Origin of the sequence: Kribbella albertanoniae, from assembly GCF_004348455.1 — a bacterium.
Taxonomy (GTDB): Bacteria; Actinomycetota; Actinomycetes; order Propionibacteriales; family Kribbellaceae; genus Kribbella; species Kribbella albertanoniae.
The window spans coordinates 32,172-57,103 of sequence record NZ_SMKA01000012.1; the positions used below are offsets into that span (position 1 = coordinate 32,172).

A 24,932-nucleotide genomic window follows, 5' to 3' on the forward strand; every position below is an offset into this window, starting at 1 on the left:
GATCAGCGCACGCCGGTGACATCGCGGGCCATCGCGACGAAGTTCGCGACGACCGGCGACAGGCGGGTCTTCGGCGCCGCCAAGGCCAGCTCAACCAGCGTCGTAGCTGGGCTCAGCTTGACGAAGACGGTCCCGAAGCCGGTGAGGGCCGCAACGGAACCCGGCACGATGCTGACCCCACAACCCGCGGCGACCAGCCCCACGATGGTCTGCATCTGCACCGCCTCTTGCACCACCGCGGGCTCGAAGCCGGCTGCGCGGCACAGCGCGGAGACACGATCGTGGAGTCCCGGGCCGAGGTGCCGCGGAAACAGTACGAAAGACTCACCGGCCAGCAGCTTCACGGGTATCCGCTCCCGGGCCGCCAACCGGTGTCCCTTGGGCAAAGCGACGACCAACGGCTCCCGCGAGATCGGTATGACGTCGAGCTCGGCGTCGGCGGGCGCGGGCAACGGCGGACGCACGAAGCCCACGTCCAGAGTGCGGTTCCGCAGACGCTCCAGCTGGCCTGCCGTCGGCAGTTCGGCGAATCGCACGGTGACATCCGGATACCGGGCCCGGTAAGGGCCCAGCACGGCCGGGAGTGGGTGCAGCGCGGCGGACCCGACCATTCCGACGACGAGTTCGCCGATGTCGCCGCGTCCCGCCGACCGCGCGCGTGTGCACGCGGAATCCACCAGGGACAGCGACTCGCGAGCGTCGGCCACGAACACCTCGCCGGCAGCTGTGAGCCGCACGTGACGGGTGTCACGCTCGAACAGCACGACGCCGAGCTCGGTCTCCAACGCCTTGACGGCCTGGCTCAACGGCGGCTGCGCGATGCCGAGCTCCACCGCCGCACGACCGAAATGCAGATGGTCGGCGACGGCGACAGCAGCGCGCAGATGCCTCAGCTCCACACCGCGAGAATACAAGCCGGCTATGACCGGCACTTCGCCGCTGACGCCTAGGTGGTCACGTGGGCCACGCCTGGTCTGCCGTTCTCGACGTGGATGCTGGCCTGGGTCTTCACCGGGGCGCCGGGGGCGTTGACGAACGGGACGACGCGGTAGTCGGTGCGCATCTCGTCGCGGCCGAGGTGGCAGACCTGGTAGCCGCGCTGGGCGTTGTGGGGCCTGTGCCTGGCTGGGCCTCGTGGGGAGCCATGGGGCAGAGTGGGAGGGTGGCGAGGACTCGGCCGCCCGTGGGGGTGTGGCCTGCGGTGCAGTGGCCGCCTATTTCGGCGGCTCGCTCGGTCATTGACAGGAGGCCGACGCCGGGCAGCCACTCGGCCGGCTCGCCGTTGTCGGTCACTTCGATGGACAACTCATCGCCTATCGCCAGATGTACCTCGATCAGGTTCGCGCCCGAGTGCTTCACGGCGTTGTTCAGCGCCTCCACCACGATCCGGTACGCCGCGACCTCTACCGCCGCCGGGAGGTCAGCCCAGCCCACGCTCGTCTCCACCCGGACCGTGACGGGCTCTCCACCGGCACGATGCGCGAACCGACCGGCAACGGCCCGTACGGCGTCTCCCAGGCCGAGCTCGTCCAGGGCGGGCGGCCGCAGGCCCTCCACGGCGGCCCGGATCTCCGTGATGGCCAGGCCGATGTCACCCCGGAGTCTGCCGAGCATCTCGGCCTGCCGCCCGTCGCTCGAGTGGTTGCGCAGCGCGTCGGTTGTGTAGGCCATGCCGGTCAGCCTCGGCCCGAGGTTGTCGTGCAGGTCTCGGCGGAGGCGGCGGCGTTCTTCCTCGCGGGCCGCCACGATCCGCTCCCGCGAGGCCTGTAGCTCCTCGGAGGCCAGCGTGGCCCGGACCGCTACCCCGAGCGGCACTTCCAGCATCGACAGCAGCCGGCGCCTCCTGCGGCCAAGCCGCCCAGTGGTGACGAACTGGACCGCTCCGAGCTCAACGACCTCCAACTGCCCGGTCGCAGAGCCCGAGACGGCCAGATCCCGCCCTTCCATCCGCAGCGCCACGAACGGCAGCTGGAGTGCGTCCCGAACAGCCCTGACCAGTACGTCGAGCGATCCCTGCTCCAGGTCCAAGGCCGGGACCTTGACCCTGAAGGCCCGATCAAGCAGTGGTTGGAACAGCCAATGCGCCGGAATCACCAGCAGCGCGACCACACTGGGCACCGCAGACAGGACCACTCCCGCACACAGGTAGAACGTTGCCTGAGACGCAACCACCCGTACGTCGACAAGGCGGTACCGGAGCAACGCCAGCGCCACGGCAGGCGGTACTGCCAGCCACGCGGACAACCCGAGCAGCACCAGCGGGACAGCCAGCACGGCGGCTAGGTACAGCCATAGGATCTGTCGGCGGACTACCTCGTCTCCGCAGCGGTATCGCGTCACAAGCGCAGCCACGGCGGCTAGTACCGCTAGTAGCGACGTCAACCCGGGATCGGCGTACAGGAGGCTTGCCAGCAGGACCGCAGCTGCCGCTGTTGGGACGCGGAGCGATCTGGTGGTCGGGAAGACCAAGAGGGCAGCGGCGAGCACGGCGTTGGTGGCCGAGGGCAACAGAATTGCTGTCAGAGCCGCGGACAGGAACAGCCAGCCCAGGGGGTTGCGCGGGCGCCGAACGGCGAGGGTGCCGCCGCACAGCAGCAGGCAGACCCCCAGCGAGATCATCTGAGCGGACCTGCCGCACGCCCCAGTCCAACGGCCCGGGCACACTCGATCGCCGCGGCCCGGTCAGCGATCCGCAGCTTCGCGAAGATGTTGGAGATGTTGTTGCTGACGGTCTTCGGCGCCAGGTGTAGCTGCCGGGCGATCTGGATATTGCTCAGGCCGGCGGCGATGAGATCGAGTACGTCGCGTTCGCGGCCGGTCAGATCGGGAAACGCCTCGGCCGGTGGTGGGCCGGCCAGCAGCTCCATCACCTTGCCCGCCACCCGCCGGCCGAAGAAGGCCGCTCCGGTCGCGACGCCGTGAACCGCCTGGATGATGTCCTCCTGCGGCCCGCCCTTCAGCAGGTAACCGCGGGCGCCGGCCCGGACCGCGGCGAGCACCGAGTCGTCCTCCTCGAACATCGACAGCACCACGACCGCGATGGCCGGATCGGCCGCGACGATCTCCTGAGTGGCGGAGATACCGTTCAGCCCGGGCATCTGGAGGTCCATCAGGACCACGTCGGGGCGGTACCGCAGCGCCTTCTGCACGGCCTCGTCACCGGTGGCGGCCTCGGCCACGATGTCCATCCCGCCGACCGACAGCAGCAGATCGCGCAGGCCGTTGCGGACGATCGGGTGATCGTCGGCGATGACCAGCCTGGTCAAGACGCCGCAGCGAGCCGGTCGAACGGCCCGTCGGTGCCGCCGACGCACTGCCGGGAGGCGATCCGGCCGTCGCGGCCCTCGTAGATGTGCATCTGCTCGACGGCCAGCCGGCGGCCCCCGGTGATGCCGCTGAGCCGGACCCGCAGCGCCACCGTGGTGCCTTCGGCCACCAGGCCGAGCACGTCCCAGCGGAATTCGGCGACGTCCCGCCGAACCAGCGCGAGCCGCGCCGCGAACCGATCCGGCCCACAGCACCGCCCCGCGTCGGCGAAGTCAGGCGTCAGGACCGCCTCGATCCCGCGCCGATCACCGGCATTACAGGCCGCACAAAGCCTCAGAACAAGTTCCTTGTACCCCGCCGTGACCGTCATCTTTAGATCTTCCGTCCACTGCCCTGCCCCGATGAGGTCCGATCGGGCACCACCGGAGGAAGCGACAGTCACCCCGTTGGACCACCCACCACCAGGACCCGCTGGGCCCGGGCCGCTGAAGCAGCCCGATGGGCGACCACCACAAGCGTGCTGCCGCTGGCCGCGAAGGCCTGTTCGGCCCTGGCCTCGGCGGCCGGATCGAGGTGGCAGGTCGCCTCGTCGAGCAGCACCACCAGCGCCTGCACCAGGTACACCCGGGCCAGCGCGATGAGCTGGGCCTCCCCCGCCGACAGGCCGTCGCCGTGGGGTGCGAGGAGACCCGCGTAACCGCCCAGGCGCCGTACGACGGGTTCGAGCGCCAGGGCCGTGACCGCCCGGTCGAGGTCCCGATCGGTGGCGCACGGCGCGAGGTAGGCGAGGTTCTCCCGCAGAGTGCCCGCGAAGAGGTAGGCCTGCTGCGGTACGAGCACGACCTGCCGGTGGAGTTCCACCGGATCGATCGAAGCCAACGGCACCCCGCCGATCAGGATGTCCCCGGCCTGTGGGCTGATCAGGCCACCGATCAGGTTGACCAGGGTCGACTTGCCCGCTCCGGACGGCCCGACGACGGCCACATGCTCACCGGCTGAGATATCGAAGTCCAGGTCGTCGACGGTCGGGGTGCTCAGCCGCCCGTAGCCGAAGGAGAGCCCGCGCAGCCGGACACTGCCATCCGCGGGCCTGCGCCGATCCCCCGCTCGTAGCTCTGGGCCCCGTGGCGCGCAGCTCCTGGCCAGGTGGCCGGCAGTCACGGTCAGCTGCAGCAGCCACGACCCGGTCATCTGCGCGAGCGACTGCAGCGCAGGCTGCAAGGTGCTGACGAGGTAGACGAAGGCACCGGTGACTTCACCGGTCGTGGCACGTCCGGCGAGCAGCCACGGAGCCGCTGCCAGCACGGCGACGATCGGAAGATAGCCGCCCGCGGTGATCACCAGGGTCCGCAGCGCGCCCGACCGGCCAAGACGTCTCAGCTGGACGGCGTGGCCGTCGACGGCGATACCGGTCCTCGCTTTGGCCTCGGCCTCCGCTCCGGCCGCGGTCACCTCGCGAAGGCCGTCGAGCAGCCTGCCGCTGGTCCCCGCGAGGACCTCCCCGGCGCCGATCGCCGACCGCTGGCGAGCCGCCGTCCGGGGGAAGAGTGCACAGTAGGCGGCGACCGTCAGCACCAGCGGTACGGCGACCACCACCAGGATGTCGAGGTCAACTCCGGCGAGACCGATCAGTGCCGCGATCAGTGACAACGCGGCCGGGCGGAGATTGCGCAGGACCGTCGCCGTCAGCGTCCGGACCGTCTCGACCTGGTCGACGACGCGGTTCACGGCAACCGAGTCCGACTGATGTGCCGGCTGATCGACCCGGGAGAGGTGACTCCGCACCACCAACCGGGTCAGGTCGTCTCGCAGCGGCTCGACGAGATCTGCCAGCGGACCGTAGGTCTGCCGCGTCGCGAGCACGCCGGCAAGCTGTGCCAAGGCGTACAGACCGAGCCAAGCCAGGCCAGTCACCGGCCGCCCGGCCAGGAAGCCCCGGTCGAGCGCTTGCGCAACCAACAGACCGGCAGTCAGCGCAGGCACCGCCTCAACCAACGACCAAACAGCCAGTACGGCGACTGCACTCGGCCGGTCGTGCAGGGATCCGCCCAGCAGCCGCAGGCCGCTCATGACGTCGCCTGCGGGTCCGGTTGGAAGAGGGCCCGGTACCGGCGGTCGGTCAGCAATTGCTGGTGTGGGGCGAGCCCTTGGAGCCGTCCGGCGGAGATCCAGGCAACAAGATCCGCAGAGGCGGCAGTGTCCTCGCGGTGTGCCACCACCACGGTTGTGCGGCCCAACTGGATCCTGGCCAGTGCAGCGACGATCAAGGCCTCGGTCGCGCTGTCCAGACCGGCCATGGCGTCGTCGAGCACGACCACCCGTGCGTTCCGGGCAACCAGGGCGGCCAGGCCAATCCGCTGGACCTCCCCTCCTGACAGCGGCACATCCGCGATCCGCGTGTCGTATCCCTCAGGCAAGCGCCGGACGAAAGCGTCCGCTTGGGCAACCCGGGCCGCTTGCTCCACCTCTGCGCGCGTCACCCCCGGCAGGCCGAAGGCAATGGTGTCGTGCACGGTCTCGCCGAGCAGGGCGGGCTTCTCGAAGGCGTAGGCGACCTCACGGGCCAAGTCGTGCCGGGGCAGCTCCCGTAGCGGCAAATCGTCCAATAGGACTTCTCCTTCGTCCGGTACGGCCAGACCGCCGATCAGCCAGGCAAGCGTGGTCTTGCCCGCGCCGGACGGGCCGACGACCGCAAGCGTCGTACCGGCAGGGATGACGAGGTTGATGTCGTCCAGGACCGTCCCTAATCGCACGCCTCGGAGTTCCACCCGGCCGTCGGCCACGCCCAGACGCCGTACAGGCTTCGGTCTGGATGACAAGGCCAGGACGTCGGCGAGACGGGCCGCACTGGCGCGGGCAGAGCCGACAGTAGCCAGCAGACCCACCTGCGACAGGACGCCGAGCGCCAGCGGCGTGTAGGCGACCGTAGCCAGCAACTGGCCCGGCGTTATCCGGCCGGAGGACACACCCACTCCGGCAACGGCCAGCACTGCTACCTGGATCAGCCGAACCAGGAGTGCCACCTGCCAGCCCGCACGCCCCTGCGCCGACCACCAAGCCCGGCCTGTCGAATCGAGCTCCGCCAACGGGCGAAGTACCCGCTCGGCCTCGCGATCCGCCGTGCCACTGGCTTGGATCGTGCGGATCCCGGCCAGTGCGTCGAGCAGCAGGCCGGCGATCAGGCTCTGGGCGTTGCGATAGCGGGCGGTCAAGACCGTGGTGCCGGCCAGAAAGGTCCGCGCCGCCAGCGCAACTGTGGGAACCCCGACGCCGAAGATCAGCACCAGCCGCCAGTCGATCAGCGCGAGCGCGACGACGGCGGCGACCCCGACCAGACCGTCGGTGACTCCGGACCAAACAGTCGGGAGCAGACGGCCGACCGCCGTACAGTCCGTGGTCAGCCGACTGACCAGGTCCGCGCTCGGAGGCAGCTCCCGCGCCTGCACGCCGAGGTCGACCGCTTGCCCGAACAAGCGGTGCCGCAGCTCGGCCGTGACCTGGGTGTACCAGTTGTTGCCGAGCAGGAGCACGCCGATCAGCAGGCCGATGTCCAGGGCGATCGCGGCGAGCAACCAGAGCCAGGAACCGGTCCGCTCCCGGAGGATGTCGTCGACGGCCGTCGCCAGGATCGCCGGTACGGCGAACGAGGCCGCGCCGCCGAGCAAGGTGACCGTAGCCGTCGCCACCGCGCGGGCCGGGCTCTGCCGGAAGGTTGCCAGCAGCAACCGATCGCCTGCGATCAACACCAGCCTCCAGCCGCGGTGACGGGTGGGGGCTGCCGGCAACCCCCACCCATCAGTTCGTTCGACCTAGTTGTCGGTGATCCTGCTGCAGCAGCACGTCGGCCCGTCGATGCTGCAGCGCATCGCACCGGCGCCGAGCATGGCCGTACCATCGGCGGCCGGGGCCACCTCGGGCAGCTTCTGCAGGGCGGAGATGTCGAGGGTGAGGTTCAGTGTGTTGTTCATGGCTAGCCTTTCTCAGTTGTCAGTAACGCGAGTACAACAGCAGGTCGGACGTTCCGGCGTTCCCCAGCAGGTGTTCCGCCACTGCCCCGGCCCCAGCGCAGTGCCCTCAGGCACCGGCGTGACCTCGGGCAAACGGTTCAGCTGCTGGATGTCGGCACTCAGCCGTAGTCCCGGCACGATCGTGGTCATCCGGGACCCCCTCCTTTCTTGGTCGGGTTCCACCGCGCGGGTTCGCGCGGGAGTCGACGGGCCCGGCCAGGAACCGCAGTACGGCTCCGGCCGTCGGGCCGAACGGGTCGGCGAGCAGGTCGTGATCGCCACCCGGAACTTCGAGGAAGTACGGCTCGGGGCCGGAGGCTCGCAGCGTCCGGACCAGTTCCGTGGACTGTGAAAGCGGGATCATCGGGTCCCGCTGCCCGTGCGCCACCAGCAGGCGGGCCTCGATACCGGCCGCGAACCGGAGCACGTCGCGGGGTCCGAGGTCGTCGGTCACAACGGTCCGTCCGTCGAGCTGGTCGATCAGGTCGCGGACACCGCGCCCGGCATCGACGTACAGGCGCTGCGGCGACAGGAACGGAGCCACTGCGGCACAACGCGCCCACCGGCCAGGGGCGACACCGGCGGCCAGCAGTGCGAGGTACGCGCCATAGCTCTCGCCGAGCAGGCTCAGCTGGTTGGGGATGCCATTGGCGATCGCCAACAGGTCAGCCAGGTCTGGCCCGCCCCAGGCGCCACGGATCGCCTCCGCATGGCTCCGGCCGTACCCGACACTGCCGCGCTGGTTCGGCGCCACTACTGCGATCCCGGCTTCGGCCAGCCGCGCCAGGAACGGGTTGAACCCGTACCGCCAAGCAGACAAGGGGCCACCGTGCACGGCCAGTACGACGTGCTCGCAGTCCCGCCAGCGCGGGCCGCCGTACACGACCGCCTCCACGGGGCCGGTCGCACCTTCGAGCGTCTCGATGCGTGCCTGCGGGCCGGTCCCGGTAGCCAGGTTGATGGTCGCCAGGGAGGTCACAGTCGGCTCGACCGTGACGGGATGCGGCGGCAGCACCGGCGTGGACAGGACGAGCGTGAGGCCGTCCGTGCACCAGCGGGCCGCGTGTACCCGGCCCGGTGGGGTCGTGACCTCGACGGTCCGGTCGTCGTCCGTACTGAAGTTGCTCAACCGGGAGCGGACGCCGACGGTCCGGTGCATCAGGATCTGTCGGCCGTCAGGGCTGCACGCCAGCGGCTCAGCAGGCTCGCCAGACAGGTTGAGCGCCTCGGGAAAGGCCAGCGGTCCGGGTTCGTCGAGCCGCTTCCAGCCGATCCGGCGCACTCCGGTGACATTGGTGCCGACAACCACCAGGCTGTTCTTCGGGCTGGTGGCCAGGATGCTGTCGTAGCTGTCCGGCCCTGTGTTGAGCAGGGTTGACCAGCTGCCGTCACCCAGGTCGATCAAGACGAGCTCGGTGGGACCAGTGGCGACTTCACTGCGCTCGGCGATCAGGAGCTGCCCCGACGCGTCCATCCGGTGGCAAGTGGCCAGTACTCCTGGCACGCGGGCCAGCAACTCGGTCAGCGCGGGGCGCTCGTCAGTCAGTCTCCAGACCTCCGTGTGGCCCTGGTCATGGATCAGTGCAAGGCCGCCGGTTCCAGTGGCTGTCCGGGGCCCCGCGATCAGGCGTAGTCCGGACAAAGCACTTCCGGACTCCGTCAAGCGAGCCGAAACGACAGAGTGGTCGAACAGCCAGACAGCCGGGTCGGCCGCGGCGCTGTCGAAGACCATCGTCCGGCCGTCGTCCAACGCCAGCATCTGCGCATGCCCGACCGGTCCGAGGTCCCGATCCGCGCGCCACCCGCCGCCACTCGACCGGACCCAGGTCTCCAGGTGTTCGCCGGTACCAGCCTCGCTGCGCAGAGAGACGCCGTACCGGCCGTTCGGTGACAGGCGGAAGTCCGCACGGCTGATCATGACTCCGCCATCCAGCGCCGCGGGCCACCATGCTGAAGGCGGAGCAGGAAGGCCACCCAGCCGGACACCCCTACCGCGTAGTCGGCGCCGAAGCCGCGCATCGATTCGTCGGGAGCCAGCAGTTGCCCGTCCACCGAGGCGGCGCGGGCAGCGATCGCCTCGGCCAGCCCCTCGGCGCGGAACCGGTGCAACTCTTTCCCGGTCGCCTCCGCCAGGTCGAGCAGGAACTCGCCGGTACCGGCCAACCCGTGGCAGACGCTGGTGCCGGCGAGCCACCTGCGTCTCCAGACGGCCTCGGCAGCGCCTTCAGCCAGTTCGAGCGTGCGCGGGTCGCCGGTCGTCCGCCAGAGCCGCACCAGAAAGGTCCCGATGCCGGCGGACCCGCTGCACCAGTAATCGAGCGGACGGGAGTCGTTGGGGCCAGAGGTCCACAAGGTGCCCTCGTCGCTCTCGAGCGCCTCCTGGTCGAACAACCGGCCCGCTTCAACCGCCAGGTCGATCCACTCGGGCTCGTCCAGACGAGTACCGGCAGCAAGCAGGTACGACGCGATACCCGCCGTACCGTGCGCGAATCCGTAGTCGGTGAGGCCGGCCAGCTTCGAGTCGAACGTGTCCGGGACCGGCCACAGCAACCGGCCGGCCTGCCGCTCGGCACGATCGGCCAGGACCTCTGCGTACTTGCGGGCGCGGGCGGCAAGGGCCGGATCGTGGGTGTGGTTCCAGAGCTCGAGAGTCGCGAATCCGGCGCCGGCCAGACCGTGGGTGACGTCTGGGTTCGGCCACTCCAGCGGCAGCCGTCCGAGCTGGGTCATCGCGTACGCCGACAGGTCGTCGTCAGCCAGCAGGCGTGCTGCCTCATGCAGCGCGACGATCGTGCCGGCCCGGCCGAAGTACAAGCCCGGCAACAGCTCGGGGCTGGGCCCGAGGCGCTCCCGGATCCATCCCGCGGCGGCCTGCACGCCGTCGACCGCCGCCGCGTCCTCACGAAGCTCGGCCACCCACGTCAGCACGGCCATCGGCCCAGCGGCCCCGTGGTAGATGTTGCAGGGATCGCCCGAGTCGCCGTACACGCTTGGCGGCCAGAGTCGTTCGCCGGTGTTCGGGTCCAGCTTGGCGAGCAGATGGCTGACGCCGTTGTCCAGCAACCCACCCGGCCCGTACGACGCCGAGGTGTTCGCACTCGCCGCAGGAACGTGGTTGCCGGCCAGGAAGGCCCGGGCTTTCTCGAGGCCCCAACGGTCTGCGGGATCCGGTCTGCGGAGACCCAGGATGAGCGGCAGCGCCTCGGCCGTTCGATCATCGGTCTCGGCGATCAGCGTGAGCCACGCCTCCAGCCGCTTGGCCTCCTGCGCAGGGTCGGTCCCGGGCGGAACCGCCTCGGTCAGGATCGGGTCCGCCCCCGTGCAGAGCAGGAAGAGCAGCCCGCCAAGGGCGTGGTGATCCGCAGCCGGGGTCGCCTCGTCGCGTCGCGAGATCTCGGGAGCGCCGTACCCGGGTGTCACGGCTGCCACCGACTTCGTCCCCGCCAGCGCGGCGTACTCCAGGTCGATGATCGCGAGCGTGCCGTCCTCGCGAACCATCACGTTCAGCGGTGACAGGTCGCGCAGCACCACACCCTGGGCATGGACGGCTGCCACCAGATCGATCAACCGGCCGGCCGTCTCGCGCCAGGGCAACGCCACCGGCTGTTCGGCCCGCCAGGCCCGCAAGGTCTTGCCGTCGATCCGTTCCTGCACGAGGAAGAGGTCGCCGTCCTGGTCGAACAAGGCGATCCGCCGAGGTGCCGGACTCTGCTCGCCCAGCTGGTCGAGCATCTCCGCCTCGTTCCGCAGCGCCGCCTGCAGGTCCCAGCCGTCCGGTCCGTCGCCGACCCCGGCCCGGGCCTGTTTGACGATCACCTCGTCACCGGTGACCTGGTCGATCGCCTCGAAGACGCCGCCCTTGTTGGCATGCCGGATCGCCCGCCGGACCACGAACCGGCCGGCCAGCAACACCCCGTCCACCTCTTCGGCCACGACCGGCTGCTCGTCGGGAAACGGCAGCGGTGCCCACTCCGGTGGGTTGAACCAGGCATCCCGGCGGTCCTCGACCTTGCTGCCGTCCGGCGCCGTGATCACCTCGAGCAGATGACCGTCGTTGCCGAGTCGCTGCTCGCCGATGAAGGCGCCGTACCGGTAGTGCACCAGGCTGCCGGGCCGGTACGGCCGGTCGGACAGGATCGTCGGGCCGGGCAGGCCGTCGGTGGCTTGGTGCAGCTCCGCGGCGAGGCAGCGGAACTGGTCGTCGTCGACCGGGTAGATCGTGACGAACTTGCCGGCGCCACCCCGCGGGTAGTGGCCGCCGTTCAGCTCACGGACGTGCTCGGGCGAACCGGCGAACTTGAAGACGCAGCCGGCCGGGACGAGCACGTCGAGGACCCTGGTCAGCACCTCCGGCGCGGAGGCGACGGTGGCCGACACGTGCAGCTTCCAGCCCTGCGCTCGGGTCTCGACCCCGTCCGGACGCACCGTGCACCAGAAATCGGTCTCCCGGACGGACCAGCCCGGCACGTTCGTCAGACGGGCTTCGGTGATGTCGACGAGAGGTGACGGCATGCCGATAGCTAACGCCGGAGGGCTTCCCGGACGACAGGGAGTAGTGCCCCCAGGAAGCCGGGAAACAGCGCATCCACGGACAAGTTGTCCGTGGATAGATGTGGCCTTCCTGCGATTTTCGGTGCGGGTGATGCTTTGACAGGTCACGCCTCCAAGGCGATGCATCAACCAAACGAAAGCGGTGGTTCGCATGAAGGCAGTACGTTTCCACGAGTACGGCGACCCGAGCGTTCTGCACGTCGAAGAGGTGGATCGGCCCGTTCCCGGCGCCGGACAGATCCGGATCCGGGTGGCCGCGACGTCGTTCAATGGTGTCGAAGGCAACATTCGCGCGGGGTTCATGCAAGGACCCATCCCGGTGAAGCTTCCGCATACTCCGGGCATCGACGTGGCCGGCACGGTCGACGCGTTGGGTGCGGGCGTCGATGGCTTCGAGGTCGGCGCCGAAGTGATCGGCTTCCTGCCGATGGCAGAACCCGGTGCAGCTGCGGAGTACGCCCTTGCGCCGGCCGAAATCCTGACGCGAGCGCCGAAGAGCATTCCACTGCCCGATGCCGCGGCCCTGCCGCTGGTAGGCCTGACTGCCTGGCAGGCCCTTTTCGACCACGCCAAACTCACGAGCGGGCAGCGCGTGCTGATCAACGGCGCGGGCGGCGGCGTCGGCGGTTACGCCGTCCAACTGGCCAAGCGCGCCGACGCCCACGTGATCGCGGTGGTCGGTCCCCGGAGCAGTGAACAGGCCAAGGCAGACGGCGCCGACGAGATCATCGACTTCACCACGACCGAGCTGATGGACGCCGTAGCCGAACCGGTCGACGTCGTACTCAACCTCGCACCGGTCGAACCGGCACAGCTGGCCGCGCTGGTCACTCTGATCCGCCCAGGCGGCGTACTGGTCAACACGACGGTCTGGATGCCTGCGCCCTCGGACGAGCAGCGGGATGTGCGGGGCATCGACCTGTTCGTCAACAGCAACGCCGACCAACTGGCAGAACTCGTCGGGCTGGTCGACTCCGGCGAGCTCAACGTCGCCGTCGCGCAGCGGGTGCCGCTGGCCGAGTTGCTGACCGTCCATGCGCAGGCCGCCGCAGGCACGCTGCCCGGCAAGGTCATCATCGTCGCACCCTCCGCCTGACCGCGAGGAGCTCTCATGAACGACTACTCCGCTTTCGCCGTACCCGGCACCACGGAGTACGACAAGGCGTGTGCGGTCCAGAAGCCGCAACAGACGCATGCCGACGAGACCCAGGTCCGGGTGGATCGCGTACGGCGTGCCGTCGACCCGACCGGTCTGTTCGCCGGCGATACCCCGCGCGGTGACAAAGCCTGAGGATGCTGGAAATCTTTTCGATCCATTGACCTTCGGTGAAGAATGATGGAAATTGCTTCCATCATGGTTGCCCCCGGACTCCTTCAGCGGTTGCGCGCCGGCCAGTTGGCCGGCGCGCTGGATCAGATCTCTGCCTACCTGCTGGCCGAACCGGCCGAGGCGATGCACTTGACGATCAGCGAGCTCGCCGAACGCACCGGCACGTCCGCCGGCACCGTGACCAGGTTCTGCCATCACCTGGGCCTGCCAGGGTTCGCCGGTCTCAAGGTTGCGCTTGCCGAGGAGGTCGGCCGCGCCGCGCCGAGCCGCTGGAACACCGATATCGGCCGCGCGATCCAGCCCAGCGACGACCTCGACCAGGTGCTCAAGGTGATCGTCGCCGCCAACACCCGGGCCATCTGTGACACCGCCGACCAGCTGGACCTCGCCGAGATCGACCGGGTCGCTCGCGCGCTCACCGACGCCCGCAACATCTACCTGTTCGGTGTCGGAACCAGCGCCATTTCCGCGGACGAGCTGCGGATCCGGCTGCAGCGCATCGGGTTCTCCTGCTGGCTGTGCCCCGACGTCCACAACGCACTGATCTCCATTGCACTGGCCGACGAGCGCGACATCGTCTTCGGGATCTCGCACTCCGGCCAGATCACCGAGACGATCGACCTCCTGCAAGCCGCTGCCGCCCGCGGCGTCCGGACCGTCGCCGTCACCAACGACCAGGCCTCGACCCTGGCCGCGGCAGCCGAGCTCGTGCTCACCACGGCACGAACCGGTACGGCGCACGCCGACGCCCTGGCAGATCGCCATTCACAGCTACTCGTCCTCGACGTCCTCTACACGCGGGTCGCCCAGCTCAACCACGATCGCACCGTGGCCGCGCTCGAGATCACCGCCGCAATGATCGATCCGCGCCGGATACCGAGGCCCGCCCGGCGCCGTACCCCGCCCAGCTGAAGGAGTCACCATGACCCCGTCCCGCCGTACCGTCCTCGGCAGCATCGCTGCCCTCGGCACAGCGCTCGCGATCCCCACCACGGCACACGCTGGTTCAGGCCCCGCCAGTCGATGCACCCGACGCGCGACCGAGGCGTCGGTCGCGGACGCCTTCGCCTTCCTGGCCCAGAAAATCGACCAGTACGGCGCCGGCACCACCCTGCGCGTCCCGCAGAGCTACACCGGTGGCTACTTCGCCGGGATCAACTTCGTCTCCTCATTCCTGTACGACGACGCGCCGACCATCATCGCTCTCATCCAGGACGGGTCGCCCGCTCAGATGGCGCGCGCGAGGATGCTCGGCGACGTGATGCTCTATCTCCAGGCGAACGACCCGATCGGCGACGGCCGCACCAGAGCGTCGTACCAGCCGAACCCGCTGATCACCCCCGACGGCAGCCCGTACATCGGCTCCCCCGCGGCGTACAGCGGAAACCAGGCGTGGGTCGGGATGGCGCTGTGCCACCTCTACAAGTCGACCGGCCTCAACAAGTACCTGACCGGCGCTCTCACCGCGGCCAACTGGATCCAGTCCAAGACCTGGTCGGGCGCCGGCATCCCCGGCTACACCGGCGGCCGGAACGCTGACGATCAGCCGATGACCTTCAAGGCCACCGAGCACAACATCGACATCGGCGCATTCTTTGCGATGCTCCACCAGCAGACCGGCAACCAGGTCTGGCTGACCCGATCCCAGCAGGCGTTCAGCTTTGTCCAGGCGATGTGGGACAACCCCGGACGGATGATCTGGACCGGTACCAACCCCGACGGCGTGACCATCAACCGCACCCCGATCCCGGCCGACGTACAGACCTGGGCTTACCTCGCCACCAAGGACGCCCGCTACAGCCAGGCCGTCGACTGGACGATCGCCAACCTCACCGCGTCCGACAACGGTTTCACCGGGATCAGCTTCAGCAACACCGACACCAGCAAGGTCTGGTTCGAGGGCACCGCCCACCTTGTTGCCGCACTCAACCTGCGACAGGCCAGTGGCGACAGCGCACGCATCGCCAGTTACCTGGCCAGCCTGCGCGATGCCCAGCTGCGCGCGCCCAACAACGACGGCAAGGGCATCGTCGCCGCATCCAGCGACGGCCTCGACACCGGCTTCGGAGACCTGTACTACGCCTCCCTGCACACCGGCGCCACCGCCTGGTACCTGCTCGCCGCGACCGTCGCCAACCCGTTCAGGCTGTAACAGCCGGCTCTCCGGTACTCTGACCGAACCTACTCAACCGGACGAAATCCTCCGCTACTGTCCGGACGAGCGCAGGAGGTTGGACATCATGGACCGGGAGTTGCTGGCGGACTTTCTCCGCGCGCGTCGTACGGCGCTGCAACCTGAGGATGTCGGGCTTCCGCGCGGAGCCCGGCGCCGGACGGGTGGTCTGCGTCGCGAAGAGGTCGCCGCGCTGGCCGGGATGTCGGCCGACTACTACAGCCGGATGGAACAGCAGCGTGGCCCGGTGCCCTCGGAGCAGATGCTGGCCGCGCTGGCCCGAGCACTGCGGCTGACCATGAGCGAACGCGACCATCTGTTCGGACTGGGCGGCCATCCGGCACCGCGGCGGGTGCTGCGCGATGACCACATCAGCCCGACCATGATGCGCATCATGGACCGCCTGTCCGACACACCCGCGCTCGTGATGTCCCGATTCGGCGAGACACTGCTGCAGACCCGCCCGGCCGTCGCGTTGCTGGGTGACTACACCAGGTTCAGCGGGATGTCGCGCTACCTGGTGTATCGGTGGTTCACCGACCCAGCTGCCCGCGAACTGTATGCGCCAGAAGATCACGCACTGCGTGGACGGGTCTTCACTGTCGACATCCGGGCCGCCTACACCGCCGACCCCCATGGCAGAGCAGGCGAGATCGTCGCCGCACTCCTGGACGTCAGCCCCGAGTTTGCCGAGGTCTGGAGCAGGCACGAGATCGATGTCACCCATCACCACGACCTCAAGCGCTATCGCCATCCCGAACTGGGCGAGCTGGAGCTCTACTGCCAGCCGCTACTGGACGCCGACCAGGCTCAAGAACTGCTGGTCTTCACCGCCACCCCCGGCTCCCCGAGCGAGGCGAAGCTCAAGCTGCTCACCACCATGGAGGGACGCGACGACCAGTCACCGGCGACGTCTCCAGAGCACGTTTGATCCACGCTGATGACCACACCGCGACCCCGCAAGCTGCGCAAGGACGCCGCTGAGAACGCCGAGCGGCTCATCGCAGCGGCGGTCCGCGTGGGGCTGGCCGAGGGCAAGTTCGTGCCGATGGAACAGATTGCCGCTGAGGCAGGAGTCGGCGTCGGGACGCTGTACCGCCGCTACCCCAATCGGCAGGCGCTGCTCGAGGCGATGGCCGTTCGCGCCTACCGCCTGATCCTGGCGGAGGCGAAGGACGCGCTGAGCTCCGGCAGCACCGGTCACGACGCGATCAGCCGCTTCCTGCATCGCACGTTCGATCGTCGCGACGAGTTGGTGCTGCCGCTGCACGGAGCGCCGATGAGCCAAGGCACCGAGTCGGCCGAGCTACGAGCGGAGATGCACCGGACGATGACTGCCATCCTCGAGCGCGGACATCGCGACGGTTCGGTCCGTGCGGACGTCGATGCGGGCACCGTGGTGCGTTTCGGTGCGATGCTCGCCCAACCGATGTCGAACGTGGCCGACTGGCCGCGTGCGGCCGCCGAGCAGCGCGCAGTATTCCTCCGCGGCATCGCACCCACCGACGGCTAGTTCGGCCGTGCCCGAAGCCCCCGCTCGGCAAGCCGCCGGAACCCTTTGCGATCTGGTGATAACCACTCCCGCTGACCCGGCCGGCTGCAACACTCGGCCCGGAAGGGAACTCGTCGGGGGTCTCCTGGCAGCAATAGGCCGACCCGCGAATAAATGAGAGTTTTTCGATTTCCGGTGCGCTCTCATCCGCCTGAGGAGTCCGCCTGCGCGGACGCCCGAAGGCATTGCCGACGGTCATTTCCAGCGTTTCGGCGATGGTCATGTAATGACAACAGTCGAAGCTGGTGCTGCTTTTGGATTTCACTTGGAACGGGGTTTGTGACGCACTAGTGTAAAGGCCAGTTACATCTCATCTGGGGCGGCGCTCGCGGCGGTCACACCGACGTGGGCAAGGGGAGGCTGGGTCATGTTCACATTCTTGGGGCGGGCGACCACTCGACGGCGTTGGGCGGTGCTCGCTGGAGCCCTGATCCTGGTGCTCGTCGGTATCGTCTGGGGAACGGGCGTCTTCGGCTCGCTCAGTGGTGAGGCCGGCTTCGACGATCCGGACAGCGAGTCCGTCCGGGCGAGAACCACCATCGAAGGTGCGGTCGGCCGGACAGCGGTCGACGTTCTCGCACTCTACCGCAGCGACGACGCCAAGGTGGACGATCCGGCGTACAAGTCGGCTGTCACCACCGTGGCCGACAACCTGGCGGCGTCCGGCGCCGTCACCGCGGTGCGGTCCTACTACTCAACCGGTTCGCCGGCGTTCGTCTCGGCCGACCGCGCCGCCACCTACGTCGCGATCCAGTTGAAGGGCGGCGACGCCGCCACCCGCGCGGACTCGTACGACGAGGTGTCCGGCCTGCTGGAGGCTCGCGGGCTGGACGTCGAGCTCGGCGGCCCGGTGCCGATGGGCCAGGAGATCAACGGCCAGATCAAGGGCGACATCGCCCGGGCCGAACTGCTGGCGATGCCGATCCTGCTGCTGCTCATGGTGATCATCTTCCGCAGCGCGGTCGCGGCGCTGCTGCCGCTGGCCGTCGGCGCCCTGTGCATCATGGGGTCGTTCGTGGCGCTGCGGCTGGTCACCATGATCACCGACGTCTCGGTGTTCTCCATCAACCTCGTCACGATGCTCGGGCTCGGCCTGGCGATCGACTACGCGCTGTTCATCGTCAGCAGGTTCCGCGAGGAGCTGCCGACCAGCGCCACCCCGACCGAGGCGGTGATCCGGACCATGCGTACGGCCGGCCGCACCGTCGCCTTCTCGGGCCTCACGCTGGCGGTGTCGCTGCTGAGCCTGCTGTTCTTCCCGCAGATCTTCCTGCGCTCGATGGGCATCGGCGGTGTGGCGACCGTGTTGTTCGCGCTGCTCGGCGCCTTGGTGGTCCTGCCGGCGCTGCTGGTCGTGATCGGCCACCGGATCGACTCCTGGCGCCTGCCGTCACCCCGGAAGGCGGCCGCCGCCGATGGCGAGCGCTGGTACCGGATCGCCCACGCCGTGATGCGCCGGCGAGGCGTGGTGACCATCGGCGTCGTCGGTGTGCTGCTCGCGCTCGGCCTGCCGTTCCTGCGCGTCGATTGGGGCACGGCTGACGCCAGGGTGCTCCCCGAGGGCACCGAGGCCCGCGTGGTGGCCGAGGCGCTCGGCAAGGATTTCCCGACCGATCCCAGCGCGGCCATCACCGTCGCGGTGACACTGGCCGACCCGGTGGAGAGCCAAGCAGGCAAGGCGGCCCTGGGTGAATTCAGCGATGCCCTGGCGGCAGTTCCGGGTGTCGACGGCGTCGACCCGGTCGGCGCAGGCGGCGACACGGCCGCCCTGAGCATCCGGTATGCGGCCGAACCCCAGTCCGGCGAGGGCATGGAGTTGCTCACCGCGCTCCGCGCGCTGCCGCCGCCGGCCGGTGGCGAGGCGCTGTTCACCGGTGGCCCCGCCGCGCTCACGGACCTGCTCGACAGTGTCGGCGCGCGGCTGCCCTGGATGGGCCTGTTCGTCGGCCTGGTCTCGATCGTGCTGCTCTTCCTCGCCTTCGGGTCGCTGGTCCTGCCGATCAAGTCGATCGTGATGAACCTGCTCTCGCTGTCGGCGGCCTTCGGCGCGATCGTGCTGATCTTCCAGGACGGTCATCTGTCCGGACCGCTCGGCTTCACCCCGACCGGCCTGGTCGACGCGACGATGCCGGTGCTGATGATCGCGATCGCCTTCGGCCTGGCGATGGACTACGAGGTGTTCCTGGTCTCGAGGATCAGGGAGCAGTGGGACCGCACCGGCGATCACGTCGAGTCGATCGCCACCGGCGTCCAGAAGACCGCGAAGATCATCACCGCGGCGGCGCTGTTGCTGGTGGTCGTCGTGGGCGCGTTCGCGACCTCGGGGGTCACCTTCATCAAGATGGTCGGGGTCGGCCTCGTCGTCGCGATCGTCGTGGACGCGACGATCGTGCGGGCACTGCTGGTGCCGGCGACGATGCGGATCCTGGGACCCCGATGCTGGTGGGCACCGGCGCCGATGCGGCGCTGGTGGGACCGGCACGGGTTCCGCGAGGACGAGCCGGCCGAGGCCGCGCCCGACGCCGCGCCGCGTCCGGCCGAGGTGGTGACCGGCACCACATGACCGTACTTGCGTCCCGCGTGGGGCGGGGATCGATGACGATCCGGGCGGCGGGGGCGCCGCCGGTCGTCAGCCGATCTCGGGGAACAGCGGAGATGTTCTGGGGGGACAGTGGAAAGGTACTCGACGACGACTGATCTGGTGACGGCCTGCCTCAACGACGACGAGCAGGCCTGGCACCATCTCGTGATCAGATACGCGCCGCTGGTGTGGTCGATCGCCCGGGCGCACCGCCTGAGCGCGGCCGACAGCGAAGACGTCAGCCAGGCGACCTGGATGCGGCTGTGGCGGAACCTGCCCGGTCTGCGCGATCCCGCCCGGCTGACCGAGTGGCTGTCGGTGATCGCCAAGCGCGAGTCGCTGCGGCACTTGAACGCTGCCTCCCGCCACGCCCTGGCCTGGAGCCCCGACGCACTGGTCCGAATTCCGGATGAGGCCGAGTCGGTCGAGGGCCACGTGCTGGCCGAGCATCGCGACGACCAGCTCTCCAGGGCGCTGCTCGCGCTCCCGCCACGCTGCCAGCACATGCTTTCGCTGTTCGTGGAGAACCGCACGTACGAGCAGGTCGCCACGGATCTGGAGGTCTCGGCGAGTTCGGTCGGGCCGTTGCGGAACCGGTGCATCGCCCACCTGCGGGCACTGCTGGACGAGACCGACTGAGCGGATCAGCCGGCTGAGCGGATCAGCCGACTGAGTTGATTAGCCGGGATGGCGGGCGTCGTCGGCCCGTTCGATCACCTGGGGCGGCACGCGGCCGAGCAGATCACGCAGCTCGTCGATGAGGTCGTCGCCCGCGGGCGCCGGGTCCTGGTGTTCCGGATGTTCCACGGGTACTGCGGAGTCGTCCATGGTGGCGCCTCCTCGCGGTAGGTCCGCCGGCCGGGGCCGGGCAGAGGAAATGGTGCGCGGGCGAGGTCGACGACGTCGCCCGGTCGCGCCCGCGGCGGGGGCGCCGGGCACTGCTTCGAACGGTACACCGCAGGGGCTGGATGCGCTGTGAATGGGTTCGTATCCGTCACTGTCGTATTACCGAGAGTAAACGAATTCTCGCGAGAATGGCGTGTGATCGAGGTCACATAAATTCTGCGTCCAGCAGCGTCCGAGCGGAAGACCTGGGCAGGTCATTACCGGCATACCGCGCCAGTGCGGTCAATGACGGTCAATTCGGAATACCGAGCCCGGAGGAATTATGACGGTGGCAAAGGACGAGGTTTTCGACGCGGTGCGCGCGGCGCTGGTCGATGCGCTGGGGGTCGAGGACGAAGACGTGGTGGCTGAGGCGACATTGCTCGGCGATCTCGAGGCGGAGTCGATCGATCTGCTGGACATTCTCTTCCGCCTGGAGCGCTCGCTGGGCGTCAAGGTGAGTGCCGCCGATCTCGGCGAGCACGTGCAGGGCGGGATCTCCGAGGAGGACTTCGGGACGGCCGAAGGCGTCGTGTCCGATGTGGGCCTGGCGCAGCTGGCCAAGGTGATGCCGCAGATCGACGTCGAGGCGTTGCGCGGCAAACTGCCGGCTGAGGGCGTGATGGGACTGTTCACCGTCGACAACCTCGTCGACCTGGTGCTGGCCCGGGTGACGTCGCCGGCCGTGGTCTGAGATGGAGATCCGGGTCGGTGTGGATCTCGTCCATGTGCCGCGGCTGCGCCGGCTGCTCGCGGAGCAGCCGGCCATCGGCGGCGAGCTGTTCACGCCCGGCGAGCTGCGTGCCTGTGCCGACCGCCGGAACACAGTCAGCCGGCTGTCCGCCCGGTTCGCCGCGAAGGAAGCGGTGCTGAAGGCGCTGGGCACCGGCCTCGGGCCGCGGATGCGATGGCTCGACGTCGAGATCGCCAACGAGCCGTGGGGCCGGCCAGTGGTGCGGCTGCACGGCGCGGCGGCCGCGGCCGGCGCGCGCCTCGGAGCCCGCTCGGTGGACGTGTCGCTGTCGCACACCGGCGACTTCGCACTCGCCCACGCCGTCGTCGTCACGTCCGGCGGCGACGACGAAGAGGAGGAATGATCGTGCTCTTTCACCTGACCGACCGGATCACCGGCTACGAGCCGGGCCGGTCGATCCGGGCGCGGAAGGTGACCTCGCGTTCCGAGCCGTACTGGCGGGAGACGCCGGACGGCCCGGTGATGCCGGCGCCACTGATCCTGGAGACCCTGTGCCAGGCCGGCGCTTGGCTGGTCATGCTCGACACCGACGTACGCCGTCGTGCCGCCCTGCTCTCGGTGTCGGACGCGCGCTTCCTCGGCACCGTCCGGCCCGGCGACGTCCTGGACGTGATCGCGGGGGTCGAGTCCGTGTCCGAGGAGCGGGCCGTCATGTCCGGGGTGGTCGAGGTCGCGGGCCGCACGGTCCTCGAGGCGACCGACGTCATGTGCGCACTGATCGACAGTGCGGAGCTGGATGATCCGGCGACGACACGCCGCCAGCTCGCCGCGCTGCGGGAGGCCGGCCGATGAGCCGCGACGAACGGCGGCGCGTCGTGGTCACCGGCATCGGTGCCGTGACACCGCTGGCCAACGACGCCGCCGGCACCTGGAAGGCTCTCGCCGACGGCCGCAGTGGGGTGCGGACGATCAGTACCTTCGACGCATCGACGTTCCCGGTGCGGATCGCCGGCCAGGTCACCGACTTCGACGTGACGACCGCCGTACCTGAACGCCGGCACCGCCGCTACCTGTCCCGTGGTGCCGGGTACGGCGTGGCCGCGGCGGTCGAGGCGCTCGCCCAGGCCGGGTCGCTGGCCGGCACCGATCCGTACCGTCGCGGAGTCTCCGTCGGCGGCACCGTTGGCCGGGTCGAGCTGCAGCAACTGGCCGACATGTCCTGGCTGCTCGAATCGACCGGGCACAGCCAGATCTTCCGGCAGTCCCCCGCCGAGGTCCTCGAGCGCGACCAGAACGTCGGGCCGGCCGTGATGGCGGAGATCGGAGACTGCCGCGGTCCGTTCGTCTCCGTCAGTACGGCGTGCGCGGGCGCGGCACACGCGATCGGCGAGGCATACCTGCGGATCCAGGACGGCGACGCCGACATGATGCTTGCCGGCGGGTACGACGCCCTGACCACCTGGATGGACGTTCTCGGGTTCGCCCTGCTCGGTGCGCTGACCGAGGACTCACCGGACGAGCCTGAGCGGGCGTGCAAGCCGTTCGACGTGCGCAGGAACGGATTCGTGCTCGGCGAGGGCGCGGTCATCGCCGTCCTCGAGGAACGCGAACACGCCCTCGCTCGCGGCGCCACCGTGCTCGGCGAGATCGCCGGCTACGCCTCCAGCCTGAACGCGTACCGGATCACCGACTCGCCGCCCGGCGGCGGTGGCGCGATCACCGCGATGCGCGATGCGCTGGCCGATGCGGACCTGCGCCCGGACGAGATCGACTATGTCGTTGCCCATGGCACCGGCACGCCCGGCAACGACGCCAGCGAGACGGTCGCGATCACGGAGGTGTTCGGCGACTCGGCATCCCAGGTGTCGGTCAGCTCCCCGAAGTCGATGGCCGGACACCTCACGTCGGCGGCGGCCGGCCTCAACCTGATCGCCGCGCTCGGTGCCATCGGTGAGCAGTTGGTTCCGCCGACGATCAATCTCGACCGCCCCGACCCGGCACTGACCCTCGACTACGTGCCCAATGTCGCGCGCGCCAGGCAGGTCCGCGCCGTACTGGTCAACGCCTTCGCGTTCGGCGGCACCAACGCGTGCTTCGTGGTCACCGGACCGGGACCGCGATCAGGACAGGAGATCCCCCGATGACCACACCGCTGCTCGACGAGCCCCGGGTCATGGACCTGGCGGTGGCCGCCACCGCCAGTGGTCTGGACACCGTGGTGTCCTTGCGGCCAGGCGTCGCCGCCGTTGCCACCAAGAACTTTCCGGCGACGACGGCCATCTTCGCGACCCACTTCCCCCGTTTCCCGGTTGTTCCCGGCGTGCTCCTCCTCGACGATCTGGCCCGGCTGGCCGCACTGGTCCTGGCCGGCGACGGCGGACCGGACCGATGGCGGCTCGCCGCCGTGACCCGGATCCGGTTCCGCCACTTCGTCCGGCCCGGCGACGTGGCCGAACTGAGTGTCGAGGTTCGCTCCGACGGTGACGGGTCGACCTTGCGCGGTGAGGTCCGCGTGGATGGCAAGCCGGTCACCACGGTCGGCTCGCTGGTCATGCGGGACACGACCTCGGGAGCCGTGGCGTGAGCGGGATCAACGGCCGGCGCGTCGCCGTGACCGGTATCGGCCTGCTGACGGCGCTAGGCACCGGACACGCCGACACGTGGTCCGGACTCATGCGCGGCCGGACAGCGATCGGCCCGCTCCAGGGCTTCGACGCCACCACACTTCGGACCCGGATCGGGGCTGAACTCACCGGCTTCGACCCATCGCGATTCGCCTCGCGCCGCACCTTGCGCAGCGCCACCCGGGAGGACGAACTGGCGTTGGCCGGCCTCTCGCTCGCGGTCGACGACAGCGGCGCGGACCTGACCGCGCTGAACCCGGAGCGGCTGTCGGTGTTTCTGGGCGGCAACAAGGAGATCTCCCGCCCCCAGCACCTGATCGACGGTGCGCTGTCGGTGCGCGAACCGGACGGCTCGGCCCGCGAGAGCGTGCTGGGCGAGCGGATGGGGTCCAGCTTCTACCCGCTGTTCTACGTCGAGGGCCTGCAGGCCGCGTCGCTCTTCTATGCGTCGCAGCGCTATCAGGCGAAGGGTGCGAACGCCTATTTCCACGGCACCGCCGACGCGGGCGCCACCGCCATCGGGCGGGCCTATCGCTCGGTGCTCCGCGGGGAGTCCGATGTAGCGCTGGCCGGTGGGTTCGACACCGGAGTCTCCTTCTGGGCCATGTCCAAGATGGACGGCCTCGGTGTCCTCACCGACCGCAACGAGTTGGGCTCCGGCGCGTTCCGCCCGTACGACCGGGAGCGATCGGGCTCCGTGCTCGGTGAAGGTGCCGCCGTACTGGTCCTGGAGGAGTTCGAGGCGGCATCCGCGCGTGGCGCTCGGGTGTACGCCGAGATCGGCGGCATGGGATCGGCCTTCGACATCGGAGGGCTGGTAACGCCGGAACCCAGCGGCGCCGCACTGACGGCTGCCATCGCGGCTGCCGGGCGGGAGGCCGGCTGGACGTCCGACGGCCCGGACTACGTGGCCACCCATGGGTGTGCCACCCGACTGGGTGACGCGAGCGAGGCAACGGGTCTACGGTCGGCGCTCGGCGCTGCGGCGGACCGTGTGATGGCCAGCAGCGTGAAGCCGGCGGTCGGCCACATGGTGGCCGCGGCGGGCGCGCTGAATATCGCCGTGGCGGCGCTGACAGTGCACCACGGCAGCGTCCCGCCCACCCTCAACCTGACCGACCCCGACCCGGACTGCGCCCTGGACTGGGTCCCGAACGAGGGCCGGCAACTGCCGGTGCGGTCGGCACTCGCGCTGGCGCGCGGCCTCGAGGGACAGAACGTCGCGGTCGCGCTGCGGGCGGCCTGATGCAGCCATGGACGTGTATGGA

At 69.5% G+C, this 24,932-nt stretch carries 24 protein-coding genes; 14 read left to right on the plus strand and 10 right to left on the minus strand.

What is annotated here, in order from left to right; translation table 11 throughout:
* Positions 1–2: 2 nt before the first annotated feature.
* The 9 genes from E1261_RS05480 to lanL form a co-directional block, all read right to left on the minus strand.
* Complete coding sequence (locus E1261_RS05480; protein ID WP_165952376.1) at positions 3–899, minus strand: LysR family transcriptional regulator; 897 nt, start codon at positions 897–899, stop codon at positions 3–5.
* A gap of 109 nt (positions 900–1,008) precedes the next feature.
* On the minus strand, positions 1,009–2,619 hold the full coding sequence (locus E1261_RS05490) for a sensor histidine kinase (protein WP_132402818.1): 1,611 nt from the start codon (positions 2,617–2,619) through the stop codon (positions 1,009–1,011).
* Positions 2,616–3,266, minus strand: coding sequence for a response regulator transcription factor (locus tag E1261_RS05495; RefSeq protein WP_132402821.1), 651 nt, complete (start codon positions 3,264–3,266; stop codon positions 2,616–2,618). The genes E1261_RS05490 and E1261_RS05495 overlap by 4 nt, the downstream gene beginning before the upstream one ends.
* Positions 3,263–3,637, minus strand: coding sequence for a nuclear transport factor 2 family protein (locus E1261_RS05500; RefSeq protein ID WP_132402824.1), 375 nt, complete (start codon positions 3,635–3,637; stop codon positions 3,263–3,265). The genes E1261_RS05495 and E1261_RS05500 overlap by 4 nt, the downstream gene beginning before the upstream one ends.
* A 68-nt stretch (positions 3,638–3,705) precedes the next feature.
* Positions 3,706–5,337, minus strand: coding sequence for an ATP-binding cassette domain-containing protein (locus E1261_RS05505; protein ID WP_132402827.1), 1,632 nt, complete (start codon positions 5,335–5,337; stop codon positions 3,706–3,708).
* A complete protein-coding gene (locus E1261_RS05510; RefSeq protein ID WP_165952377.1) occupies positions 5,334–7,013 on the minus strand; it encodes an ABC transporter ATP-binding protein in 1,680 nt (559 codons plus the stop codon). The genes E1261_RS05505 and E1261_RS05510 overlap by 4 nt, the downstream gene beginning before the upstream one ends.
* 63 nt (positions 7,014–7,076) lie before the next feature.
* Positions 7,077–7,235 carry a hypothetical protein gene (locus E1261_RS45125; RefSeq protein ID WP_165952378.1) on the minus strand — a complete coding sequence of 53 codons (159 nt, stop codon included), beginning with the start codon at positions 7,233–7,235 and terminating at the stop codon, positions 7,077–7,079.
* Between the two features lie 106 nt (positions 7,236–7,341).
* Positions 7,342–9,192, minus strand: a complete 1,851-nt coding sequence (locus tag E1261_RS05515) for an alpha/beta hydrolase family protein (RefSeq protein WP_132402833.1) — start codon at positions 9,190–9,192, stop codon at positions 7,342–7,344.
* Positions 9,189–11,786, minus strand: a complete 2,598-nt coding sequence (lanL, locus tag E1261_RS05520; protein WP_165952379.1) for a class IV lanthionine synthetase LanL — start codon at positions 11,784–11,786, stop codon at positions 9,189–9,191. The genes E1261_RS05515 and lanL overlap by 4 nt, the downstream gene beginning before the upstream one ends.
* 190 nt (positions 11,787–11,976) lie before the next feature.
* Between lanL and E1261_RS05525 the strand changes: the two genes are divergently transcribed.
* From E1261_RS05525 to E1261_RS05560, 8 genes are all read left to right on the plus strand, one after another.
* Positions 11,977–12,921, plus strand: a complete 945-nt coding sequence (locus E1261_RS05525) for an NADP-dependent oxidoreductase (RefSeq protein ID WP_132402839.1) — start codon at positions 11,977–11,979, stop codon at positions 12,919–12,921.
* Between the two features lie 15 nt (positions 12,922–12,936).
* Positions 12,937–13,116 (plus strand): hypothetical protein, encoded by a 180-nt coding sequence (locus E1261_RS05530; protein WP_132402842.1) that lies wholly within the window; start codon positions 12,937–12,939, stop codon positions 13,114–13,116.
* Between the two features lie 45 nt (positions 13,117–13,161).
* Entirely contained in the window at positions 13,162–14,067 is a 906-nt protein-coding gene (locus tag E1261_RS05535; protein WP_165952380.1) for a MurR/RpiR family transcriptional regulator, read from the plus strand.
* A gap of 10 nt (positions 14,068–14,077) precedes the next feature.
* Positions 14,078–15,307 (plus strand): hypothetical protein, encoded by a 1,230-nt coding sequence (locus tag E1261_RS05540; RefSeq protein ID WP_132402848.1) that lies wholly within the window; start codon positions 14,078–14,080, stop codon positions 15,305–15,307.
* Positions 15,308–15,395: 88 nt separating this feature from the next.
* Complete coding sequence (locus tag E1261_RS05545) at positions 15,396–16,259, plus strand: helix-turn-helix transcriptional regulator (protein ID WP_132402851.1); 864 nt, start codon at positions 15,396–15,398, stop codon at positions 16,257–16,259.
* Between the two features lie 9 nt (positions 16,260–16,268).
* Complete coding sequence (locus E1261_RS05550; RefSeq protein WP_132402854.1) at positions 16,269–16,841, plus strand: TetR/AcrR family transcriptional regulator; 573 nt, start codon at positions 16,269–16,271, stop codon at positions 16,839–16,841.
* A gap of 406 nt (positions 16,842–17,247) precedes the next feature.
* Complete coding sequence (locus E1261_RS05555; protein WP_132402857.1) at positions 17,248–19,443, plus strand: MMPL family transporter; 2,196 nt, start codon at positions 17,248–17,250, stop codon at positions 19,441–19,443.
* Between the two features lie 108 nt (positions 19,444–19,551).
* A complete protein-coding gene (locus E1261_RS05560; protein ID WP_132402860.1) occupies positions 19,552–20,100 on the plus strand; it encodes an RNA polymerase sigma factor in 549 nt (182 codons plus the stop codon).
* Between the two features lie 39 nt (positions 20,101–20,139).
* On the opposite strand, the gene E1261_RS45130 is transcribed toward E1261_RS05560, so the two are convergent.
* Positions 20,140–20,289: a hypothetical protein gene (locus tag E1261_RS45130; protein WP_165952381.1), complete on the minus strand. Its 150-nt coding sequence runs from the start codon at positions 20,287–20,289 to the stop codon at positions 20,140–20,142.
* A gap of 340 nt (positions 20,290–20,629) precedes the next feature.
* Here E1261_RS45130 and E1261_RS05565 point away from each other — a divergent pair, with 340 nt between their 5' ends.
* The 6 genes from E1261_RS05565 to E1261_RS05590 are packed head-to-tail and all read left to right on the plus strand — an operon-like array spanning position 20,630 to position 24,910.
* Positions 20,630–21,040: an acyl carrier protein gene (locus E1261_RS05565; RefSeq protein WP_132402863.1), complete on the plus strand. Its 411-nt coding sequence runs from the start codon at positions 20,630–20,632 to the stop codon at positions 21,038–21,040.
* A 1-nt stretch (position 21,041) separates the two neighbouring features.
* Entirely contained in the window at positions 21,042–21,443 is a 402-nt protein-coding gene (gene acpS, locus E1261_RS05570) for a holo-ACP synthase (protein WP_132402866.1), read from the plus strand.
* Positions 21,440–21,892, plus strand: coding sequence for a hotdog family protein (locus E1261_RS05575; RefSeq protein WP_132402869.1), 453 nt, complete (start codon positions 21,440–21,442; stop codon positions 21,890–21,892). Before acpS ends, E1261_RS05575 begins: the two co-directional genes overlap by 4 nt.
* Complete coding sequence (locus E1261_RS05580; RefSeq protein WP_132402872.1) at positions 21,889–23,184, plus strand: beta-ketoacyl-[acyl-carrier-protein] synthase family protein; 1,296 nt, start codon at positions 21,889–21,891, stop codon at positions 23,182–23,184. The genes E1261_RS05575 and E1261_RS05580 overlap by 4 nt, the downstream gene beginning before the upstream one ends.
* On the plus strand, positions 23,181–23,624 hold the full coding sequence (locus E1261_RS05585; protein ID WP_202874322.1) for a 3-hydroxyacyl-ACP dehydratase FabZ family protein: 444 nt from the start codon (positions 23,181–23,183) through the stop codon (positions 23,622–23,624). Before E1261_RS05580 ends, E1261_RS05585 begins: the two co-directional genes overlap by 4 nt.
* Entirely contained in the window at positions 23,621–24,910 is a 1,290-nt protein-coding gene (locus E1261_RS05590; protein WP_132402875.1) for a beta-ketoacyl-[acyl-carrier-protein] synthase family protein, read from the plus strand. The genes E1261_RS05585 and E1261_RS05590 overlap by 4 nt, the downstream gene beginning before the upstream one ends.
* The last annotated feature ends 22 nt before the right edge of the window (positions 24,911–24,932 follow it).

Bases quoted from the DNA above. Each gene is read 5' to 3' on its own strand.
- E1261_RS05490 (WP_132402818.1), bottom strand. From the start codon at position 2,619: ATGATCTCGCTGGGGGTCTGCCTGCTGCTGTGCGGCGGCACCCTCGCC.
- E1261_RS05500 (WP_132402824.1), bottom strand. From the start codon at position 3,637: ATGACGGTCACGGCGGGGTACAAGGAACTTGTTCTGAGGCTTTGTGCG.
- E1261_RS05505 (WP_132402827.1), bottom strand. From the start codon at position 5,337: ATGAGCGGCCTGCGGCTGCTGGGCGGATCCCTGCACGACCGGCCGAGT.
- E1261_RS45125 (WP_165952378.1), bottom strand. From the start codon at position 7,235: ATGAACAACACACTGAACCTCACCCTCGACATCTCCGCCCTGCAGAAG.
- E1261_RS05515 (WP_132402833.1), bottom strand. From the start codon at position 9,192: ATGATCAGCCGTGCGGACTTCCGCCTGTCACCGAACGGCCGGTACGGC.
- lanL (WP_165952379.1), bottom strand. From the start codon at position 11,786: ATGCCGTCACCTCTCGTCGACATCACCGAAGCCCGTCTGACGAACGTG.
- E1261_RS05525 (WP_132402839.1), top strand. From the start codon at position 11,977: ATGAAGGCAGTACGTTTCCACGAGTACGGCGACCCGAGCGTTCTGCAC.
- E1261_RS05530 (WP_132402842.1), top strand. From the start codon at position 12,937: ATGAACGACTACTCCGCTTTCGCCGTACCCGGCACCACGGAGTACGAC.
- E1261_RS05535 (WP_165952380.1), top strand. From the start codon at position 13,162: ATGGAAATTGCTTCCATCATGGTTGCCCCCGGACTCCTTCAGCGGTTG.
- E1261_RS05540 (WP_132402848.1), top strand. From the start codon at position 14,078: ATGACCCCGTCCCGCCGTACCGTCCTCGGCAGCATCGCTGCCCTCGGC.
- E1261_RS05545 (WP_132402851.1), top strand. From the start codon at position 15,396: ATGGACCGGGAGTTGCTGGCGGACTTTCTCCGCGCGCGTCGTACGGCG.
- E1261_RS05550 (WP_132402854.1), top strand. From the start codon at position 16,269: ATGACCACACCGCGACCCCGCAAGCTGCGCAAGGACGCCGCTGAGAAC.
- E1261_RS05555 (WP_132402857.1), top strand. From the start codon at position 17,248: ATGTTCACATTCTTGGGGCGGGCGACCACTCGACGGCGTTGGGCGGTG.
- E1261_RS45130 (WP_165952381.1), bottom strand. From the start codon at position 20,289: ATGGACGACTCCGCAGTACCCGTGGAACATCCGGAACACCAGGACCCG.
- E1261_RS05565 (WP_132402863.1), top strand. From the start codon at position 20,630: ATGACGGTGGCAAAGGACGAGGTTTTCGACGCGGTGCGCGCGGCGCTG.
- acpS (WP_132402866.1), top strand. From the start codon at position 21,042: ATGGAGATCCGGGTCGGTGTGGATCTCGTCCATGTGCCGCGGCTGCGC.
- E1261_RS05575 (WP_132402869.1), top strand. From the start codon at position 21,440: ATGATCGTGCTCTTTCACCTGACCGACCGGATCACCGGCTACGAGCCG.
- E1261_RS05580 (WP_132402872.1), top strand. From the start codon at position 21,889: ATGAGCCGCGACGAACGGCGGCGCGTCGTGGTCACCGGCATCGGTGCC.
- E1261_RS05585 (WP_202874322.1), top strand. From the start codon at position 23,181: ATGACCACACCGCTGCTCGACGAGCCCCGGGTCATGGACCTGGCGGTG.